Origin of the sequence: Mycoplasmopsis lipophila (genome assembly GCF_045276895.1) — a bacterium.
Classification (GTDB): Bacteria; Bacillota_I; Bacilli_A; order Mycoplasmatales; family Metamycoplasmataceae; genus Mycoplasmopsis; species Mycoplasmopsis lipophila.
Genome location: NZ_CP174165.1, coordinates 689,158 through 710,789 on the forward strand (window position 1 = coordinate 689,158; position 21,632 = coordinate 710,789).

The 21,632-nt window shown below is 24.4% G+C and carries 16 protein-coding genes; 8 read left to right on the forward strand and 8 right to left on the reverse strand.

Annotated features, from left to right (window positions below; translation table 4 throughout):
• Position 1 precedes the first annotated feature (1 nt).
• Entirely contained in the window at positions 2–1,843 is a 1,842-nt protein-coding gene (locus ACJA27_RS03125; RefSeq protein WP_406617841.1) for an ABC transporter permease, read from the reverse strand.
• Positions 1,844–1,864: 21 nt separating this feature from the next.
• A complete protein-coding gene (locus tag ACJA27_RS03130) occupies positions 1,865–2,713 on the reverse strand; it encodes a Cof-type HAD-IIB family hydrolase (protein ID WP_406617842.1) in 849 nt (282 codons plus the stop codon).
• A gap of 102 nt (positions 2,714–2,815) precedes the next feature.
• On the opposite strand from ACJA27_RS03130, the gene tig reads away from it, so the two are divergent.
• Positions 2,816–4,276: a trigger factor gene (tig, locus tag ACJA27_RS03135; RefSeq protein WP_406617843.1), complete on the forward strand. Its 1,461-nt coding sequence runs from the start codon at positions 2,816–2,818 to the stop codon at positions 4,274–4,276.
• A gap of 75 nt (positions 4,277–4,351) precedes the next feature.
• Here the strand turns inward: tig and ACJA27_RS03140 are convergent, their stop codons facing one another.
• The 4 genes from ACJA27_RS03140 to ACJA27_RS03155 all read right to left on the reverse strand — a co-directional run bounded on the left by ACJA27_RS03140 (position 4,352) and on the right by ACJA27_RS03155 (position 11,332).
• Entirely contained in the window at positions 4,352–5,302 is a 951-nt protein-coding gene (locus ACJA27_RS03140; protein ID WP_406618310.1) for a lipoprotein 17-related variable surface protein, read from the reverse strand.
• A 6-nt stretch (positions 5,303–5,308) separates the two neighbouring features.
• Positions 5,309–6,658, reverse strand: coding sequence for a hypothetical protein (locus ACJA27_RS03145; RefSeq protein ID WP_406617844.1), 1,350 nt, complete (start codon positions 6,656–6,658; stop codon positions 5,309–5,311).
• Between the two features lie 170 nt (positions 6,659–6,828).
• A complete protein-coding gene (gene tuf, locus ACJA27_RS03150; protein ID WP_406617845.1) occupies positions 6,829–8,013 on the reverse strand; it encodes an elongation factor Tu in 1,185 nt (394 codons plus the stop codon).
• Positions 8,014–8,164: 151 nt separating this feature from the next.
• Complete coding sequence (locus ACJA27_RS03155; protein WP_406617847.1) at positions 8,165–11,332, reverse strand: hypothetical protein; 3,168 nt, start codon at positions 11,330–11,332, stop codon at positions 8,165–8,167.
• A 196-nt stretch (positions 11,333–11,528) separates the two neighbouring features.
• On the opposite strand from ACJA27_RS03155, the gene eno reads away from it, so the two are divergent.
• Positions 11,529–12,896: a phosphopyruvate hydratase gene (gene eno / locus ACJA27_RS03160; protein WP_406617848.1), complete on the forward strand. Its 1,368-nt coding sequence runs from the start codon at positions 11,529–11,531 to the stop codon at positions 12,894–12,896.
• A gap of 58 nt (positions 12,897–12,954) precedes the next feature.
• Here the strand turns inward: eno and proS are convergent, their stop codons facing one another.
• The gene (gene proS / locus ACJA27_RS03165) at positions 12,955–14,391 is read right to left on the reverse strand and encodes a proline--tRNA ligase (protein WP_406617849.1); all 1,437 of its coding nucleotides are present in this window, start codon (positions 14,389–14,391) and stop codon (positions 12,955–12,957) included.
• A 236-nt stretch (positions 14,392–14,627) separates the two neighbouring features.
• Here proS and ACJA27_RS03170 point away from each other — a divergent pair, with 236 nt between their 5' ends.
• Positions 14,628–15,902, forward strand: coding sequence for an ATP-binding protein (locus tag ACJA27_RS03170; RefSeq protein WP_406617850.1), 1,275 nt, complete (start codon positions 14,628–14,630; stop codon positions 15,900–15,902).
• A gap of 35 nt (positions 15,903–15,937) precedes the next feature.
• A complete protein-coding gene (locus ACJA27_RS03175) occupies positions 15,938–16,246 on the forward strand; it encodes a hypothetical protein (protein ID WP_406617851.1) in 309 nt (102 codons plus the stop codon).
• Between the two features lie 178 nt (positions 16,247–16,424).
• Here the strand turns inward: ACJA27_RS03175 and ACJA27_RS03180 are convergent, their stop codons facing one another.
• On the reverse strand, positions 16,425–16,721 hold the full coding sequence (locus ACJA27_RS03180; protein WP_406617852.1) for a hypothetical protein: 297 nt from the start codon (positions 16,719–16,721) through the stop codon (positions 16,425–16,427).
• A 153-nt stretch (positions 16,722–16,874) separates the two neighbouring features.
• Here ACJA27_RS03180 and ACJA27_RS03185 point away from each other — a divergent pair, with 153 nt between their 5' ends.
• The 4 genes from ACJA27_RS03185 to secA all read left to right on the forward strand — a co-directional run bounded on the left by ACJA27_RS03185 (position 16,875) and on the right by secA (position 21,543).
• Positions 16,875–17,591, forward strand: coding sequence for a leucine-rich repeat protein (locus tag ACJA27_RS03185; RefSeq protein WP_406617854.1), 717 nt, complete (start codon positions 16,875–16,877; stop codon positions 17,589–17,591).
• Positions 17,592–17,606: 15 nt separating this feature from the next.
• Complete coding sequence (locus tag ACJA27_RS03190) at positions 17,607–18,509, forward strand: alpha/beta fold hydrolase (protein WP_406617855.1); 903 nt, start codon at positions 17,607–17,609, stop codon at positions 18,507–18,509.
• Positions 18,510–18,517: 8 nt separating this feature from the next.
• The gene (locus ACJA27_RS03195; RefSeq protein WP_406617856.1) at positions 18,518–18,931 is read left to right on the forward strand and encodes a hypothetical protein; all 414 of its coding nucleotides are present in this window, start codon (positions 18,518–18,520) and stop codon (positions 18,929–18,931) included.
• 110 nt (positions 18,932–19,041) lie between these two features.
• Entirely contained in the window at positions 19,042–21,543 is a 2,502-nt protein-coding gene (gene secA, locus ACJA27_RS03200; protein ID WP_406617857.1) for a preprotein translocase subunit SecA, read from the forward strand.
• Positions 21,544–21,632 lie beyond the last annotated feature (89 nt).

Genomic DNA, 21,632 nt, shown 5'->3' on the forward strand with positions numbered 1-21,632 from the left:
ATTATTTATAGTTCTTTCTTTTTACAATTTCTAATCCTATAGCAAAAAGAGTTAAGGAAATAACTGTATGAAAAATAACTGAGAATAAAGGAGTAATAGGAGTATATCTATTGAATTTAACAAAATTAGATTCAACTTGTTTAGTTTTTTTATTGTAATAAGTTATAGGAGTTAGTTTTAGAAAACTCATATTATATTTTTTAATTAAATCAAAGTTATTGTCTTGCTTTAAAAAGTTTTCAATTTGACTTCTTTTATAAATTACACCTTGATCACTAATTTCTTTTGCTATAAGCATAAACATAGATGCTTTAATTAAACCTTGTTTAATTTCTTCTTTTTTAGTATTGTAAGTTATTCTTTCATAATTAGAAGCATTAGCACTTAAGGGAGGTAAAATTGCATCAATAACATTTTGTGTAATTTCCGCTATTTTTTTATCATTTGATAAAGCTAAAGCAATTTCTTGTAATTTTTGAAAATTAAATTCATAATTTTTAAATTTATTTTTTGGATCTTTAAAATATTCTTTTAAAACATATTCATCTGAATTACGGTATTTAATTAATTCATCAATATATAAATTATTAAAAATTTTAAAAGAAGAAAACAATTTACTAATGTTTAAAGATGAAGCACCACTTAAAACTAAACTTTGAATTTCTTCAATATCTATTCCTTTTTTACTTCTAAAATATTCATTAATGGTATTTTGATCATAACTTAATGCATAATAATTTAAAATTTTTTGTCCATCTACTTCTTCTTCTATTTTGAATAAGAATTTTGAATCTAAACCTAAATTATTAATATCTTGACTTTTATCCTTCCCAGGTAAAGATAATTTGTAATCATAATTAGGATTTTCAATACCTTTTGGTCTTTCGATAATATTAATTCTTGTGTGCTTTACAAAGTTTGAACTTTTAATAAGATTCAAATTATATGAAGAAAAAAGAGGTAAAAAGTATTCTTCAATGTTCATTCAAAAGATTTTCTTGTATAAACTGCCTTCTGCTTTTTCAGCAGTTTGGATAAAATCTAATCTTTTTTTTCTTTGTTTATCGTCAACATTAGGTTCAAGAAAATTAAAAACTTCTTTGTCATTTTTATTGTATACGACTAAATCATTTCCTTCTTCAACAGTCTTTTTAATTCGATTAATTTCTTTATTAGTAGGATCTTCCTTAGAAGATATTAATAATGACATTTTTTTATAAGCTGAATTTATTGTGCTTACATTGTCTACTTGCCCAGGAGATTTTATAAAACTTAAAACTAAAACGATAATAAAAGGAATAACCCCAGCAATTACTAAATAAACTTTCATTTCTACAAATGATTGAATTACTGAACCGATTGCTAAAATCAAAATAGTTGAAAAAAACATTGCTAATAAAAATGAACCTGTTCTTTTTGCTATTAATTCAAAATTAATAGCAGCTTTAGGATAAAACAATAAAGAAAAAAAGAAACCAGCGGTAATAATTAAAATTGAAAATAAAATACAAATAATTGCTGCTAATATATTTGCTATATAAACATTTGTTCTTGATAAAGGTTTTGAATATAAAAGTGGTTCAACCCCTTCAACTCTATATTTATAATAAATTGTTTGAGCAACAAATGTAGATATCATAAATGAAATAAATATAGATAAATTTATCATTCCAGTATGAAATACTGTTGAAGTTAAAATTCCAATGACATTATCTTCATCTTTAACAGTCATTTTGGTTGTAATTACAATAATAATATAAAATACCCCCATAATTAGAGGGAATATATAAGAAGATAATTGTCTAAAATGTATTCTTAATTGCATATGAAAATAAGAAAGCATTTATCACTCCCTTCTTGATTTTTATTCATTTACTAAAAATTCTTTAAATAAAAAAACAAAAGTTTTTGCTAAACCCGCTTTTTTATGTCCAAAAGGGCTAACAATATCTGCCGCTTTTTTTAGTTCCATAGATGAATTTCCCATAGCAACTAAATAACCAACTTTATTAGAAGCTCAGGCATCATTTAAACCATCACCTATATGAACACATTCTTTAGGATCAATTTGCATATAGTTAGCATAAAATAAATCAGCATCACCTTTTGAACAATTAGCAGCAGTTACTTCTAATAATTCATCTTTTTCACCTGAAATAGTAATTAATATTTTGTCTTTATACTTTTCTTGCAAAATATTCATTGCTTTGTATAAATGTCTTTTAAATGGATGCCATAAAATGATCTTAAATTGATCAAAATCATTTTTATAATCTCTATATTTCTGACATTTTTTACGCGCCGCTTTAACAACTCATCTAAATAAAAAATTGTCTGAATATGCATCTCCATTTACATTTGAGTTATATAAAAGATTTAATTTCAATTTAGACATATCATCGAAAAGTTCTTGGGTTATAGAACTATCAATAGCTTGAGAAAAAATTTCTTTTCCATTATGAACAATTTTGGTTCCATTTCATAAAATACCATCAGTAATATTCATATCTTTCATTAATTTTCAAGTATTTGAATAAGCTCCACGTCCCGATGAAACAACAACATTAATGTTGTTTTTCTGCAACTTTTTAATAGCATCAATATTTTCTTGACTTATTCATGATTTATGATTTTTTAATTTAATATCTAAGGCCGTTCCATCTAAATCGATAAAAACAATTTTTGGTTTATTTATGATTTTTTTATTTTCCATAATTTAATTATATTTATTTATTTATTTTTACATATATAATAATTATTAAAATATAAATATGAGAATAATTGTATTTATAAGAACTAATAACAAGGAGAAAAAATGAATATTACTGAAGATAAAAAAACCTCAGAATTAACTGTTACCTTAGAAATTGAATCTAAACAATATAAAAAAAAATTAAATGAAAAAACTGAAGAAGCTTCTTCTAAAATCATTGTTCCTGGATATAGACCCGGCAAAGCTCCAAAAGAAAAATTATTATCACATGTAAATTTTGAAAAAATTGCTTTAGATACTGATAATTATTTTGTAAATAAGCATTCACAAGAAATGTTTAATGCTGGTAGAGAAAAAAATAAATATATTTATCCTACACTTGTTGGTTTTTCTTTTTTACCTATCAATAAGGAAGATGAAAATTCTAATTTTGAATTAAAATTAACTTTTCCAATCTTTACCTACATTGAAAATATTAAATTACCAAAAACTGAATTAAAAATTAAAGTAGAACCTGTATCTCAAAAAGATGTAGATAAAATTACAAATGAAGAATTAGAAAAATTTGCTTTATTGGTTCCTTTAACAGATAAAGAAACTACTAAAGAAGGTGATACAGTTAATATTGACTTTGAAGGTTTTGTAAATGGTGAATCTTTTGAAGGTGGAGAAGCTAAAAACTATGAATTAAAATTAGGTTCTAAAACTTTTATTCCTGGCTTTGAAGAACAATTACAAAATAGAAAGGTTGGATGAAAAGGAAAAATTAATGTTACTTTTCCACAACAATATGCTTCTAATTTATTAAAAGGAAAAGATGCTGTTTTTGAAGTAACTATTAACTCTGCTAAAAAACAAGAACTAGACATTACTCCAGAAATTATTGAATCTGTTTTACCTAATGCTAAATCTCTTGATGATTTAAAAGAATATTACAAATTGAGAGAAAAAGAAATACATATTTTTGATGCTCAAAATGCTTTTATTGATAAATATATAGAAGAAGTTAAAGAAAAAAATAAAATAGTAGTTCATAAAGAACAAGTAAAAAATATTTATGAATTCAAAAATAAAGAATTTGAAAAATCATTAAAAAATCAACAAATTAAAAAATCTGAATATTTAGAGCTTCTCAAAAAATCTGAAAAAGAATTAGAAGATGAACTTTGACAAGATTCTTTTAATACATTTATTATGGAATTAATAATGGAAACCTTAAAAGATAAATATAAGGTTGAAGTTACACAAGAAAAAATTGATGCTCAATATGAAGAACTTTCAAAAATATACAAAATTCCACTTGAACAAATTAAACAATATGTAAAAGAAGATAACATTAAAGATGCTATTTTTAATGAACAATTTACTACTGAAATAGTAAAATCTTTAGATAAAGAAGGATATGAAAAAATAGAAAAAGATTTAACTAAAATTAAAGAAGATAGAGTTAAATTCCAAGAAAAATTAGAAAAAAAAGCTAAAGAAGAAAAAACAACAGAAGAATCTAAAAAAGAAACTAAAGAAAAGAAAACCGCCACTAAAAAAACACAAACCAAAAAATAATCCTAAAAATGTTGCTTGTTAAAACCAAGGCAACATTTTTTATTAAAAAATCGGTAATATAACCGATTTTAATTATTAGTTAGATTCACAAATTTCTTGTTCAAAGGTTCTATCATAAGGGTGTTTACCATCTTTTTTTAAACATCTTCAAGCAAAGTAATATTTACCATTCTTTTCAACTATAGTTAAACCTTTAGTATTGTTATTATAAGTGCCTGAACCATTGGCTATATTCGCTTGCTTTCCATGAGTATTAGCAATAGATTTATATTCATCGGCTATTTCCACACCAGGAAAATTGTTTCCTGATTTTTTACCCATTTTTAAAGAACCGTCAACTACTGCTAAAATTTTATTTTTATCGCTTCCTGATAAAAATTTCTTAATAGCTTCTTTTAATTTGCTCTTATCAGTTTCAGTTATTTTTAATAATTTTCCTTCTACTGAAGCTTTTCAAATTTCAGGAGATTTTATATCAGTAGGTGTTTCATCTTGAGCTGTTTGTTTTTTAAAGCCTTCAAAAGTTGCGGTGATAGTTGCTTTTTCATTTGTTGATTTTAAAGTAATTTCTGTAGTAACAGTTAATTTACCATTTTTATCATCAGCTTCTAATTTAAAAACTTTTAATTCTACTAATTCTTTTTCTTGATCAGTCAAACCATTTCATTTTATATTTTCATTTTTAACATTAGATGCTAAATCTTGTTTTAATGTGGTTTCTTTATCTAATGTTGTTTTAACCTTAGATTTTAATAAATCTAATGTAACTTCATTTTTCTTAAATCCATCAACTGTATATTCATATTCTTCTGATTCAGAACCTTTAGTTAAGGTTACTTTTAATTTTAAAACACCAGTCAAATCATTTTTTTCTGTAATGGTTTTATTTACTGCTATTCCATTAAAAGTGTATTCACTATTATTATCCTTATCGAATAATTTAAATTTACTTTCTTCAGCTTGTGAAGGTAATACATTATTTTTATTTTCATAATCAATTTTTAATTTTCCAAAAATTGAAGATAAATCATTTTATTTAAATCCGGTAATTTCTGTAGTAACTTCTTTAGAAGTTAAAGAACCTGATTTAACAACATAAGATACTAATAATTTTTTATTAGGTAAATCTTTTACAAATTTAGTGATAGTAATAGAATAAATTGGATTATTTGGTAATTTAACATCTTCTTGTTTTACTTTTGATAATTCAACATTAGAAGCATCTTTATAACTTATTTGTGATTTAATAGTATCTGCATAAGCATCTAATTTTTCTTGTGTTACTACTTCATTGGCAATAATATCTTCTGTAGTTAATTCTTTTAAATCTTTCTTTTCAGTGATTTTACCGGTTTTATCTTTGTTATAAAAACCTAAAATAAATTTGAAAGCATATTTTCCATCAGCTTTTTTAACAAATTTAACATCATATAAACTTGTTCCATAAGCTAAATCACCACCTTCATATTTAAATAATTGAGTTCTTGAAGCATCATTATATTTTTTATCATAAATGGCTTTAGTTTTAAAATCATAAAATAATGTTTGTTCATCAGATAATGTTTTTAAAACTTCTTCTGCTTTTGAAGTGTTAGCAAATTTTCAATTTTTAACAATTTTTTCTCTTTGTTGAATAATAGCAGTGTAACTAGTTTGATGACATTGCAATTCAATTCTTCAAACTTTTGTAAAAGTTCCTTTTTTAATTGTGAAAGTTACTTTACGTTTTCCAGAGTTATATTCTTCTTCTTTAGGAGTTTCATTTTCAAATTTAAGATCACTAATTTGATATTCAGAAGATATGGTTTTATCTTCTTTATCTGTTAATTTAACTTTAGAAATATCTAATTCATTAACATCTAATTTGGTTAAGTCCCCCCCCTCATATTTTCCTTTAATATTTTCCACAAATTCATTAAAAGCTTTTTCTTCTGGATTGGTTACTTCTTTTTTCTTAAAATCAGAAATAGTTATCGTTCTTTCCTTTTTAGAGAATAAACCTGATGTTTTATGTTTGATATTAATAACAGTTTTTAATTTTGTAGAATCAATTTTATCTACTGATATATCTTTAACAATAATTTCATATGTGTTAGCATCATAACCAGAAAATTTTAAATCTTTGGTTTTAATAGAATCAGCAGTAACATTAGCTTTATTTTCAACATCTGCTTTAACTTTGAAAATTTCAGAAGCCATTGCTTTAAAAATGGTTTCTTTTTGTTCATCAGTTAAATTGGGTTTTTCAGGGTTTGGGGTAGGAGTTGGAGTAGGAATATTTGGTTTGTTTTTATCATCTGAACATTTAGATGAAATAAAAGCAGGAGCAATTAAAACTGCAGTGGTTAAAACTCCAAGTGTAAGTAAAAATTTTTTCTTCATAATAAAATAAATTTCCTTTTAGTTTATATTAAGAATTAATAATTCTTATTTTCATTGTATAACTTTAAGTTGACTATTATAACTTTTACTTAGTTTTTCCATAACTAACATAAAAAAAGATAAAAAAATAAAAAAGTTGCTTATTAAAAGCAACTTCCAATAGTATAAAACTATTTAATAATTTTGGTAACTGAACCAGCACCAACAGTTCTACCACCTTCACGAATTGAGAATTTGGTTCCTTCTTCAACAGCGATAGGAGCAATTAACTTAACAGTTAATTCAACGTTTTCACCTGGAGTAACCATTTCTCTTTTGTCAAGGAATTCAATACCACCGGTAACATCAGTTGTACGGAAGTAGAATTGAGGTTTATAGTTTTTGAAGAAAGGAGTATGACGTCCACCTTCTTCTTTTTTAAGAACATAAACTTGTGCTTGGAATTCTGTATGAGGAACGATAGAACCTGGTTTAGCAAGAACTTGTCCACGTTCTACACCTTCACGGTCAATACCACGAAGTAATAAACCAGCATTATCACCAGCCATAACTTCTTTTAAGTTCTTTCTGAACATTTCCATACCAGTAACTGTAGTTTTCTTTGTAGGTTTTAAACCAACAATTTCAACTTCTTCATTAAGGTTTAATTTACCACGTTCAACACGACCTGTAGCAACAGTACCACGACCTGTAATGGTAAATACGTCTTCAACAGCCATTAAGAATGGTTTATCTAATTCATGTGTAGGAGCTAAAATTCATTCATCAACTGCTTTCATTAATTCCAACACTTTTTCTTCATATTCTGGTTTTCCTTGTAACGCTTGTAAAGCAGAACCACGGATAACAGGAGAGTTATCACCATCAAAACCATATTGGCTTAATAATCCACGTACTTCCATTTCAACTAAGTCTAACATTTCAGGGTCATTAACCATATCACATTTATTTAAGAAAACAACGATACGAGGAACACCAACTTGTTTTGAAAGTAAGATATGTTCACGAGTTTGAGGCATAGGACCATCAGTTGCAGCAACAACTAAGATAGCACCATCCATTTGAGCGGCACCAGTAATCATATTTTTAACATAATCGGCGTGACCAGGACAATCAACGTGTGCATAGTGACGTTTTTCTGTTTGATATTCAATATGTGAAGTGTTAATGGTTATACCACGAGCTTTTTCTTCTGGTGCATTATCAATAGCAGCATAATCTTTGGCTTCTGATAAACCTTTTTTTGATAAAACTGTAGCAATAGCAGCAGTTAAAGTAGTTTTACCATGGTCAACGTGACCAATGGTACCAACGTTTATATGTTCTTTACTACGATCAAAATCTAATTTTGCCATATAAAAAATCCTTTCATTTAATTTGTTTTAGCGCTAAAACCAACCAAAGTGTAGCCTTTCAACTACATCCTATCCATAATTTTCTTTTTAATTTCAATAATTAAAAAATAATGCTTATATTTTAACAAATATTAGTAAATAAATATAGTAATTATATTTTATGTATATTAGAAATATTTTTAAGTAAATATTCAAAATTTAACATATAAGTTAACAATTGTCATTTAAAATTATTTATTTTTAGTAAATCTAAATCTACTAAAAATGTTTTTTGTGTAGGATTGTGTGGATCTGTTATTTCATGTGTTGTAGAAGCAAAACTATCAATTTCATTTCTTATTGCTTCTAATTTAGCAAAACTTTCTTTTAATATATTCCCATTATAAATATATGAAATAAAAGTATTTTTAATTTCATTTGCAAAAAAATCTATATTTCCAACTTTAAAATTACTTAATTGCTTCTTTAATTCATCATTATCATTTATTGTTTTAAAATCATTAAAAATCTTTATTCAATCATTCATTTTATCAATAACTCATTTATTTTTAGGTTCTTGATAATTTACATCAAGATTTTTAATTTCATTTATTTTTTGAATAATTAAATCAAATTTAGATTTATCAATTGGATTTTGAGAATCTAACATTTTTTGTATCTCTAAAGCAATTTCTTCATTAACTTTTAAAATACTGTTTTTTTCTTTATTTAAAATAGATTCAAAAAGTGTTTTTCTAACATAAAACTCATCATTCATTAGTTGAAACAAACCCTTTTTTTCTAAATCATTATTGTCTTTTTCTTCATTAAAATATGATTTATAAATATTTTCCAAAGTGTTTTTAAGTAGTAAACCAGAATAATATAAATTATTTGTTTTATTAGTTAAATTTTCAGGTAATTCACTATTAGCAAAATTGATTAAACCAACAATTTTGGTTATTTTTTCAAATGTTTTGTTTTTTAATGTTTGTTGTTTAACCATTTCATCATAAACAGATTTATTAAATGATTCTAAAAAAGTTTTTTTAATTTCATAATTACCATTGGTATTTTTTTCAAAAATTCTTTCAAATAAAAAAACATTAGAAACTAATCTGTTTTTATTTGAATTAAAACTATTATTTAATTCTTTATTAAGCATAAATTTTTCAACAAATGTATTTAAAAATGGCATTAAAAATTTTGGTATTTCAAAGTTAATATCTTCAATCTTAATAATTTCTTTATTTAAAGGTTTAGTAAGTTCATCTAAATAACTTTGTGTCATTTTATTTATTAATTTTTCCAATTTCTCTATTCTCTCAAATGTCTTATCAACATTTACTGTTATTTTATTTTTAAAATATTCATCATAAAGATTTTGTATGTTATTAAATGTCGCTTTATCAGCTTTTTCAAATACATATTTTTTATCTTCTAAAATTTCTTTTGCTTGATTAAATTTATTTTGAACATTCTTAATAAAATTTTTGTTTTTAAAAAATGATAAATATTTTTCTAATTCATTAATTTTTTCATTTACTTCTAGCAAAATTCCAAAAAATTCATCATTTATAGTTTTATTTGTTTCTGTATCATAATGATATTTTGTTACCATTGTTTTTAAATCATTTTGTCATTTTAAATGCATTTCTTTTGCATTTGAAACTATTTTTTTATTTCAATTTTCTATACCTTCATAAATAGAATAATCGATTCTTGTTCTGTCAAGATTATTAATTAGTGAAGATAATTGCTTATTTTTTTGATTTATTAACAAGAAATAATTTTTTAATTTTTGAATATCTTTTAATATAGCATCACTAACTGTATGTAATTTAAAAATAAAATTATTTATAAAAATATCATTTTGTGTCTGAGTATAACCATTAATTCCAAATAATAAAACATCTGAATGATCTATGTTATTTATATTGTTTTTTAATTCATCAGTTAATTTTGTTTTATCTTCATCAGTTAAAACAAAAAGTTTATTTAATTCAATTTTATAGTGTGAAATTAAATCATTTATTAATTTAATATTAGCTTCCGTTTTTTCTTTTGGTTGTAAATCAATATTTGACATTAAATAATTCAAAATAGATAAAATCTTTTCTTTTGACTTTTTAATAATTTCTTTTTTAAATTCAGCATCTTTAAGAATATATTGAGTTTTTAGTTGAACTTGAACAATTTTTTGAATAAATTTATTTATATTAATAGGAGAATTTTCATCAACTTCAATTTCAAATTTAATTTTTGCTAACTGAGAAATGGTATTAGCTTCATTAACCCTTTTATTTATTATTTCTTTTATATGAGAAATTTCATTGTATATTTCTTTTTTTACACCAACTTCTTCAAAATTAATTTGATATTTTGTTAAAACATCATTTAATATTTTTTCATTGGCAGTTTTTAAAATTAAATTTTTAGCAAAATTTATTCCGTTTTTTGTTTCTCTAATGAATTTAAAAACATTTAATAATCTAGAAATTTCATTAAATTCCTTTTCAATAACGGCAACATCATAATTAGCATAATTAGAAATAATTTTTTGTAAAAACCCTTTCTTTTCAGAAGTTAAATATTTTTTAAAGTAAACATATTGATCTAAATATTCATTATTGTTTTCTATATATTTAAATAAATTTTGAAATTCATTATAAACTTTACTAAATTCAATAGCTGCTTTTTTACTATTTGAAAAACTAACATAAGTCTTTTCTTCAATTTTTAATTTATATGAATTAAGAACATAATATATTTCATTAATTGTTTGTAAATGTTTTTTAGTATTTTTAAAATCTGATTTGTTTTGAATATTTTCTGTGTATTTTAAAATATCTCTTCCACCATTATTTAAAAAATTTTCATAAAGTCTACCTATAATTGCATATTTAGAATTAACTTTTGAATATCTAAGTCCCAAAATTTTTAATAAATTAGTTTTTAACTCTAATTCTTCTCAATCATTTTCATATTCTTTTTTTCATAAATTATTTTCAATTAATGCAGAAATTAATTTACCAGAATATTTATTTAATTCATTTATAAGTTCATCAAGCTGTTGTTGTTCGACACTAGAAATGTTATAAATTTTGGCTTTTTTAGCTAGTTTTTCACTTTTTTTAATAGCTAATAATAACTTACCTTTATTTTCAAAATATTTTTCTTCTGCAGGAATAGAATTAAGAATATGTTTTGCTTCATCTATTTTTCTAGTTAATTTTTCAAAATTTTCTGCTGGTTTTTTAACACAAGAAGCGCTTATTAAAATTGGAGAAATAGCAAAAGCAAAAGTAGGTAAAAGTAATTTAATTTTTTTATTTTTCATAACAATCTCCATAACAAACATAATAAATATTTAATTAATTATATATAGATATATATTAAAAAATAATATATATCAAACTTGTAAAATGGTAACGATTACATATAAGAAAAATGCTTATCTTTATCACTGTATTAGATAATTTTCATTATGCTATAATAAAAAAATATTTATGTAATTATTTTGATTAAGGAGAAATATGTCTGCAATTACTAAAATTTATGCAAGAGAAATTTTAGATTCTCGTGGAAATCCAACTGTTCAAGTTGAAGTTCACACAGAATATGGAGCAAAAGGTGTTGCTAACGTTCCTTCTGGTGCTTCTACAGGTTCTAAAGAAGCATTAGAATTAAGAGATAAAGGAACAAAATACGAAAAAAATTGATTTGGTGGCAAAGGTGTAATGTCTGCTGTTGATCACGTTAACAAAGAAATAGCACCTGCTTTATTAGGTTATGAAGTTACTGACCAAAGAGCAATTGATTTAAAAATGATTGCTTTAGATGGAACACCAAATAAAGAAAAATTTGGTGCAAATGCTATCTTAGGTGTTTCATTAGCAACTGCTATTGCTGCAGCTAATGAATTAGAAATTCCTTTATATAAATACATTGGCGGAATCAATGCTCACACCTTACCAGTTCCAATGTTAAATGTTATGAATGGTGGAGCTCATGCTTCTAATACCGTAGATTTCCAAGAATTTATGATTATGCCTGTTGGTGCTAAAACTTTAAAAGAAGCATTACAAATGGCTAACAAAGTTTTTCATAATTTAGCTGCTTTATTAAAAAAAGCTGGTCATGGGACTCAAGTTGGTGATGAAGGTGGATTTGCTCCTAATTTAAAAAGTCATGAAGAAGTTTTAGATTTCTTAGTTGAAGCAATTAAAACTGCTGGTTATACACCTTCTACTTCTGGTAAAAATGCTGTTGCTATAGCAATGGATGCTGCCTCAAGTGAATTCTATGATGAAAAAACTAAACTTTATACTTTCAAAAAATTGAAAAAAGCTATTGAAGAAAAACGTCCTGGTTTTGAAGGTTTAACTGATATTAAATTTGAATATACTTCAAAAGAAATGACTGAATATTATGGAAAATTAATTGATAAATATCCAATTATTTCTATTGAAGATGGACATGCTGAAACTGATTGAGAAGGTTTTAAAGAAATGGTTTCTAAATATGGACACAAATTACAAGTAGTTGGAGATGATTTAACTGTTACAAATGCAAAAATTTTAGCTAAAGCTATTGAAGAAAAAGCTATTAATGCTATTTTAATTAAATTAAATCAAATTGGTTCATTAACAGAAACCTTAGATACAATGCAATTAGCACAAAAAGCAAATATGGCTTGTGTTGTTTCTCATCGTTCGGGTGAAACAGAAGATACTACTTTAGCTGATGTTGCTGTGGCTTTAAATGCTGGACAAATTAAAACTGGTTCAATGTCAAGAACCGATAGAATTGCTAAATATAATAGATTATTAGTAATTGAAGAAGAATTAGGAAATACATCAGAATTTTTAGGTGAAAAATCTTTCTACAATCTTAAAAAATAATTTAACTTATATTAAGTTAGGATAAACAAAAAATCCACTTTCAATAGTGGATTTTTAATTAATATGATTTTGCAAAGACAACATAACGATTAGTTTCTTTATGACACTTAGAAAAAATACATCTGCCTTTTCGCAAGGGTTTATCAAACTTCATAGGAATACATCTAGTAGAAGCTCCTGTTTCTTCTTTAATTTCAACTTCAGCATTATCTAAACAACAAAATGGGGCAATAACAAAATTATTTTTTGCTATTTGTTCTTTAAATTCTTCATAATTATCTACATAAACAGTTTTTTCTTCTAATCTTTTCTTAGCGCTTTCATATAAATTATTATGAATTTTAGTTAATAATGTTCCTACATAAGATTTAACATCCTTAAGATCTACTAATTCTTTTTCTAAAGTATCTCTTCTTATTATTAAAACTTTATTATTTTCCAAATCTCTAGGACCTACTTCTATTCTAATAGGAACTCCTTGTATTTCAGAATTAGAAGCTTTAAAACCGGGTTGATGGTCAGTATCATCTAATCTAACTCTTCATTTTCTTCCTAATATATCTTTAAGTTCTTTAGAAAATTTTTTAACTTTTTCACTTTTATTTGCAAATAACTCTAATATATCGACTTGAATAGGAGCAATTCTTGGAGGAATAACAATACCTCTATTGTCTCCATGAGTCATAATAATAGCTCCTAAAAGTCTTGTAGAAGCGCCTCAAGATGTTTGATAAACATTTTCATTTTCATTATTTTTATTCTTAAAAACTATTTCATAAGGTTTTGAAAAGTTTTGAGCTAGATAATGACTTGTAGCAGCTTGTAATGCTCTGCCATCTTTCATCATTGCTTCAATTGTATATGTAGAACAAGCACCAGCAAATTTTTCATGTGGGGTTTTCTTCCCTGCTATAACAGGAATGGCTAAATAATTTTTAATAAATTTTTCATAGCATGAAAGCATTTCTCTAGCAAATCTTCTTGCCTCAAGAGCATTAGAATGACATGTATGTCCTTCTTGTCATAAAAATTCTCTACTTCTTAAAAAAGGATTAGTAGTTTTTTCTCATCTAACCACATTTGCTCATTGATTATAAATAATAGGTAAATCTTTATGAGAAGTAATAGATTCTCTAAATAATTCAGCAAATAAAGTTTCAGAAGTAGGACGAATATAAACATCTTCTGATAATTTTTTATCCCCAACTTTTGTTACAGTGGCTAATTCTGGATTAAACCCTGCTATATGTTCTTTTTCTTTTGCTAATAAATTTTTTGGTATAAAAAGTGGTAAATATACATTTTGAACATTTTTATCTTTAAAAGCTTCATTTAAATATTTTTGTATTAATTCTCATATTCCATAAGAATTTGGTTTAAAAACCAAAGTACCTTTTAAAGGCCCATATGAAATTAAATTTCCTTGTTTAACTACATCAGTATATCATTTGGCAAAATCTTGCTCTAATGGTGTTATTTTTTCTAATTCTTTCATAAAAATAATTATATATAAATAAAAAGTTAAAAAGTCTATTTTTACTAAATATTTATATAAAAAATTAACTTTTAAGTTGATTTTTAGTTCGATATTTTGTTATAAATATGTAGCCAAATGGGTTAATCAAAACACGCCAAATGGGTTAATCAAAACACGCCAAATGGGTTAATCAAAACACGCCAAATGGGTTAATCAAAACACGCCACATGGGTTAATTTTGTTATAATTATTTTATGAATTTTTATAATAAACGAATAATAGAAAAAACTATAAAAACAAAATTTGAATATTCTGGTGGGCTTTTAATAAAAGGACCAAAAGCATGTGGAAAAACAACAACTGCTAAAAAATTTGCAAAAACTATATTAGATTTAAATGATACTAGTAAAAGAAATTTTTATATTGAACAATCTCTTAGAAATCCAAATACTTTAATAAATGTTAAAGAATATCCCTTGCTAATAGATGAATGACAAATAATACCACATATTTGAGACACATTAAGAGCACAAATAGACAATAAACAAAAAGAAGGATTGTTTCTTTTAACAGGTTCAAGCACTCCTAGTGATAAAAATAGCATTGCTCATTCAGGAATTGGAAGAATAAATTCAATAAATATGAGAACAATGAGTTTATATGAATTTGGTGATTCTAATGGAGAAATTTCTTTATTAAATTTATTTGATCCAAATTTTGAAATTAACAACTTAATTGAAAATAATAAAACATTAGATGATTTGTCATTTGTAATATGTAGAGGAGGATGACCTCAATTATTAAAATGAAATAGTCAAAATGTACAACTTAATTATGTAAAAGATTATTATGAAAGTTTAATACATAATGATGCAAAATACCTTAATGAAAATATTGATTTTTTAACATTGGATTTAATATTTAAATCTTATTCAAGAAATGTTGGTTCTGAATGTTCTAATAATGTGTTAATAGAAGATATTAAAAATAGAGGTATAAATAAAAATACTTTTTCAAAGTATATTAGATATTTAGAAGATTTATATGTTATAGAAGAATTAACTTCTTGAAATACTAAATTAAGATCAAAAGCAGTTATTAGAACTTCCAACACAAGATATTTAATTGATCCATCTTTAGCAGCAGTTAGTTTAAATATTTTGCCCACAAAATTAAAATTTGATATGAATACTTTTGGTTTATTATTTGAAAATTTATGTATTAGAGATTTAAGAATATATGCTGAAAGTTTTGGGGCAAAAATTTATAAATATAGAGATAAAAATGGATTAGAATGTGATGCTATTATTGTTTTAGAAGATGGACAATGAGGATTAATAGAAATAAAATTATCAAGTTCAGAGCAAATAATAAAAAAAACAAAAGAAAAACTAAACAAATTGGCTAATTTAATAGATAATGAATGATGACCAAAACCAGCATTTAAAATGATTTTAACTAGTGGAAATTTTTCTTACAAAACAAATGATAATTTTTATATAATCTCCATTTTTAATTTAAAAGATTAAAATATTTATATTAATATAATTAAGAAGGATTACTTATGAAAAATAAAAAAATATTTTTTACCTCTTTAGGTTTAGTTACTATATCTACTCCTTTATTTGTATCTGCTTCATGTTTAAAATCAAAAGCGCAAAGAGAATATGAAAAAACACTTAAAAGTGCTGAAGAAAAAGCTAATGAATTAACAGAAAAATTTAAAGATAATCTCATAAAAACAGCAACAATTACAGCCCAAAAGGAAATTTTAAACAAAATCAAAAATGCAACTTATAAAAATGATGAAGAATATGAACAAGCAACTAAAAATATAAATTTAGTAATGGCTGTATTTGATAAATTGATTTAATATAAAAAAATATCCCAATTTTTAGGATATTTTTTTATAAATTAATTTTTCATATACTCTTTTATTTCTTTTGTATGAAATGATTTAAGCATATTTATATCTTTTTCAATTTTATTTTTAAATTCATTAAATTCTTGTTTTGTTGCCATATTATCTACAATTGGTTTTAGTTTTTCATCTACAATTTGAATAACATTTTCTCTAGTAACCTTTTTTGTTTTATTAGAGAAATTTCATCTTGAATAGGTTGATTTTTTTCATCAAAAACTTTACTTATAATGTTAGTTAATTTTTGAATAGTTAAATTTCCTTCTGTCATATCAGGCTTCTTGGGTGGTTTAGGAACTTTTAAATTTCTTAAATCACAAAGTGCTTTGCATTCCACTAATTCCGAATTTTTTATATATCTAATTGTAAACTTTGGTTCAATAAATTCACCAATTTTTTTATTAAATTGTTGTTTAGTAACAACCATTTCTCAGAATTATTATCTATTGACAATTTTTGCACCCTTTTTTAGGATATTTTTGTTCTACTTATATATGTCCGTTTTTTACAAAAAATTCAAAAAAATTTTAATTAATTTTAATTTTAGGAATTTTTTATTTTTAAATTATTATTAAATAAAATGAAAGGAAAAAATGTCAAAAAAATTAAACAAAATCATCTTATCTACATTTTTTTAACTATTATTCCTAGTTTCTTTTTAAGTTCTAAATGTTATAAAAAAATAAATGAAGAAGAAAAGAATAAAGACAAAGAAAAATCACTCTTTAATACAAAAATAGAAGCAGATAAAGTAGCATTAATTTCTGTTGATGCTAGTTTAAAAAATAAAGAGGAAATTGAAATTCCTAATAATATTACTCACAATGGAGAAAAAGTATTTAAAGATTTTAAAAATTTAAAAAAGATTAATTTAGAAAATATTAAATTTATAGGAAAGGAAGCCTTTTCCAATACATTAGTAAAAGAATTAAATCTTAATTCATTAGTTGAATTAGATATTACAAGTTTTTTAGACTGTGTTTCTATAAGTAAAATAAATGCACCTAAATTAGAAAATACAGAAACTAAAATGTTTAAAAATTTCAAAAATAGGAAAAGTAAAAAAATAGGAAACAAAGCTTTTTCAGAATGTTATTCTTTAACAAATATAGATTTAAAAAATACAGAATATATAGCTAATGATGCATTTAATGATTGTAAAAAATTAACCAATATTTATATTAATCGAGATTTAAATGGTAATAATAAAATTTACAAAGTTATCAATGGAAAAAAATTATATAAAATAAGTGATAATAGTTTAATAATAAATAATAGATATAGAAAAATAATTTAATATGAAGGGAGATTTATGCTTTTTAATTATGTAGAAATTAATAATCTTAAAATTCCAATTGTTGTTGAAGATAAAAAATTAGATACAACCATTTTGTTTTTGCATGGTCTCAATTCTAGTAGTGATTTTGCTAAAAAATTAGAAGAATATCCAAAAAAATATAATTCTGTAATTATGAATTTTCCTGGTAGCAAATATTTCCAAAATGAATTAGAACCTTCAGAAATAACATTGGAATTTTGATATGAATGCGCTTTAAAAGTTTTAAAAGAAATTAAATCAAAAAATATTTATTTAGTTGCCCATTCTATGGCAGGAGGTATAGCAGCAAAATTGGGTTATGATCCAAGGATTAAAAAAATATTTATGATAGCTACTATTAATCCTTCAATGACAAAATCTCCTAGTTATTCTTCACTTAAATATATTGTTAGTCCAGAATCTAAAACCACTTTTGTTTGAGGAAAAATTATTTCTCTTGGAGCAAAAATGTTTTCTAAAGGTAGAAACTTGTTACAAACTTTTTCTAATAAAAGCAAATGGGTTAATTTGTTAGAAAAATATGTTTTAAATAATGATTATCTAAATTTATTGGATAAAGAATACCAAGATAACGCTAATAAAATGTTCTTTATTATTGGACAAAAAGATAAATTAATAGGCACCGATCAATTTATTGAATATGCTAAAAGTTTAAAAATTCCAGCAACTATTATTGGTTCAGGTCATTCTCCAATTAAAAATGAACCTCAATTAATATCTTCACTTTTAAATTCTTTAAGTCAAGCTAAAAAAAGAAAATTTTGACAATCATTTATAACTTTTGATAAAAACAAAATCAACATAAATGTTGATGGTGAAGATACTAATGAAATTGATAATGATATAATAAATGATGCATTAAATGAAATATCATAAGGAGTTATATGAATAAAAAAGCTGATGCCGCTTTTAAATATTTTATTATTGTTATAATCAATTGAATTTTAATCACTTTATTAACTTTTTTAGGTTTAATTTTATGAATGGCTACTTTTGCAGCAACTCTAATAACTTTTGCTGTTTTAGCTGTTATTGAAATAGTAATGAAAATAATTTTAAATATTTTCTATTTCAAATTATTAGATAAAACTTGTTTTGAAAGAGAAAGAAAAACTTTTATTTTATTAGTTATTGGTATCTTTTCTTCTGTTATTGGTTTAATAATGGCTAAAAGAATTATGAATGAAAACAAAGCATTAATAAAACAACAAAATGAAGAAAAAAAACTTGAAAAAATAGAAGAAAATAAAAAAGAAGTTGATGAAAACCCAAAAGAAAAAGTAGAAGAAAATAAATAATGAAACAACTTAAAATTTCTAGTTCTAACCTAGAAATTTTTTGTATCTTTAATCTCCATTTTTAAGAATAAACTTTACTTTAACTATATTTAATATAAAATATAAACATTATGAATTTATTCAAATTTAAATCAACTGAAATGAGAATTGCTGAAAAAACGCTTAAAAAAATCAATGAACTAGCACCTAAAATGTCATTACTTTCTGATAGAGAATTGCAAAATAAAACTTTAGAATTTAAACAAAAACTTACAGATGGATATTCTTTAGAATCAATTAGACCAGAAGTTTTTGCTGTTGCTAGAGAAGCTACAGAAAGAATTTTAAAAAAGAGACCATATGATGTTCAAATGTTAGGTGGAATTTTATTAGACTTAGGTTCAGTAGCAGAAATGAAAACTGGTGAAGGTAAAACTATTACTGCTATTGCACCTGTTTATTTAAATGCTTTAACCGGAAAAAACGTTATTGTTTCAACAGTTAACGAATATCTTTCTGAACGTGATGCTTTGGCAATGGGACAAGTATTTAATTTCTTAGGTATGAGTGTTGGAATTAATAAAGCCCAAATGCAATCCGAAGAAAAAAAACAAGCATATGCTTGTGACATTACTTATAGTGTACATTCAGAATTGGGTTTTGATTATTTAAGAGATAATATGGCAGTTTCTTTAGAAGATAAGGTTCAAAGAGGATTATATTTTTGTTTAATTGATGAAGTAGATTCTATATTAATAGATGAAGCTAAAACTCCTTTAATTATTTCTGGTGGAGACACAGAAGATACACAAATCTATTTTTCAGCAGATCAATTTGTAAGAACTCTTTCTCCTGATGATTATGCTATTGATGAAGAATCAAAAGCAATTACTTTAACTCATAATGGTATTGAAAAAGCTAATAGATTTTTCAATATTAATAATTTATATGACATTGAAAATTCAGAACTTGTCCATAGAGTTCAAAATGCTTTAAGAGCCCATAAAGTAATGAAGATTAACGTAGAATACATTGTTAGAGAAGGAAAAATTGAATTAGTTGATGCCTTTACAGGTCGTATTATGGAAGGCCGCGCTTATTCAGAAGGTTTGCAACAAGCCTTACAAGCTAAAGAAATGGTAGAAATTGAACCTGAAACTAAAACACTAGCAACAATTACTTACCAAAACTTTTTCCGTATGTTTAATAAATTATGTGGAATGACAGGTACTGCTAAAACAGAAGAATCTGAATTTATTAACATTTATAATATGCGTGTAAATGTAGTCCCAACAAATAAACCATTAGCACGTCAAGATTTAGAAGATTCCATTTATGGAAATGCAACAGCAAAATGAAAAGCGGTTGTTGAAAAAATTAAAGAACTTTATGAAAAAAAACAACCTGTCTTAGTTGGAACTGCTCAAATTGAAGAATCTGAATTACTACATAATCTTTTAATAAATGCTAATATTCCTCATACAGTTTTAAATGCTAAACAAAATGCTCAAGAAGCAGAAATTATTGCTCAAGCAGGACAAGTTGGAGCAGTAACTATTGCTACTAATATGGCTGGTCGTGGAACTGATATAAAACCTAGTCCAGAAGCAATTGCTTTAGGTGGTCTTTATGTGTTAGGTACCGACAAAGCAGAAAGTCGTAGAATTGATAATCAGCTACGTGGGCGTTCTGGGCGTCAAGGAGATCCAGGAACTTCTAAATTTTTTATTTCAATTGATGATCAATTAATGCAAAGATTTTCAAACTATGAAATTATTAAAGAAACTTATGGTGATTCTGGAGATGATGAAATAACTTCAAAAGCTTTAAAAATTGGTTTTAACCAGGCACAAAAGAAAATTGAAGGATTTAATTATGATTCTCGTAAATCTGTTCTAGATTACGATGATGTTATAAGACAACAACGTGACTTATTTTATGCTCAAAGAGATTTAATTTTATCTAACAAAGATTTGGAATTTGTAATTATTAAAATGATTATTAATGCTTGTTTTTCACTTGTATCTAATCATAGATTTAGAGAAAAAACTGGATTGTTCAAATATGAAGAATATATTAACTTTATCAATGATAAAGTTTTAGGTAGAGCAATTAAACCTTCTAACAAATTAGATATTAATGAATTTAAAAAAATAAAAGAAGATGAATTGGCTGAATATACAACAGAAAAATTAGTGGATTTATATAGAGATTGAAGACAAAAATTTATTCAAAGTTATAGTGATGATTATTGTTTTTATACAGAAAAAGAAATCATTTTACAAACCGTTGATGATTTTTGACAAAGTCATATTGATGCAATGGATAAATTACGTTCAAATGTCAATTTAGTTCAATATTCACAAAAAAATCCTTTCCAAGTTTATACAGAAGAAGGAACTAAAAAATTTGAAAAAATGCTTAAAGATATCGCATTTGAAACTATTGTTCATATTTTTAATGATGAAAGCCTTTCAAATGAAACTATTCCATACTCAATTAAACAAGATCCTTTATTTGAACAATTGAAAAATGCATTAGTGCTAGATCCAAATTTAACAGAACAAGAACAAGAAGAATATTTATTAAAAACTTTTAATGAATTAAAAAGCATAGAAAATCAAACTAAATAATTTTTCCTCCTTGCACTTAAACTAGTGCGAAATATTAAACAAAATGAACCACTCTAATAGTTTTTGAATATTATAAAAAATAATATATA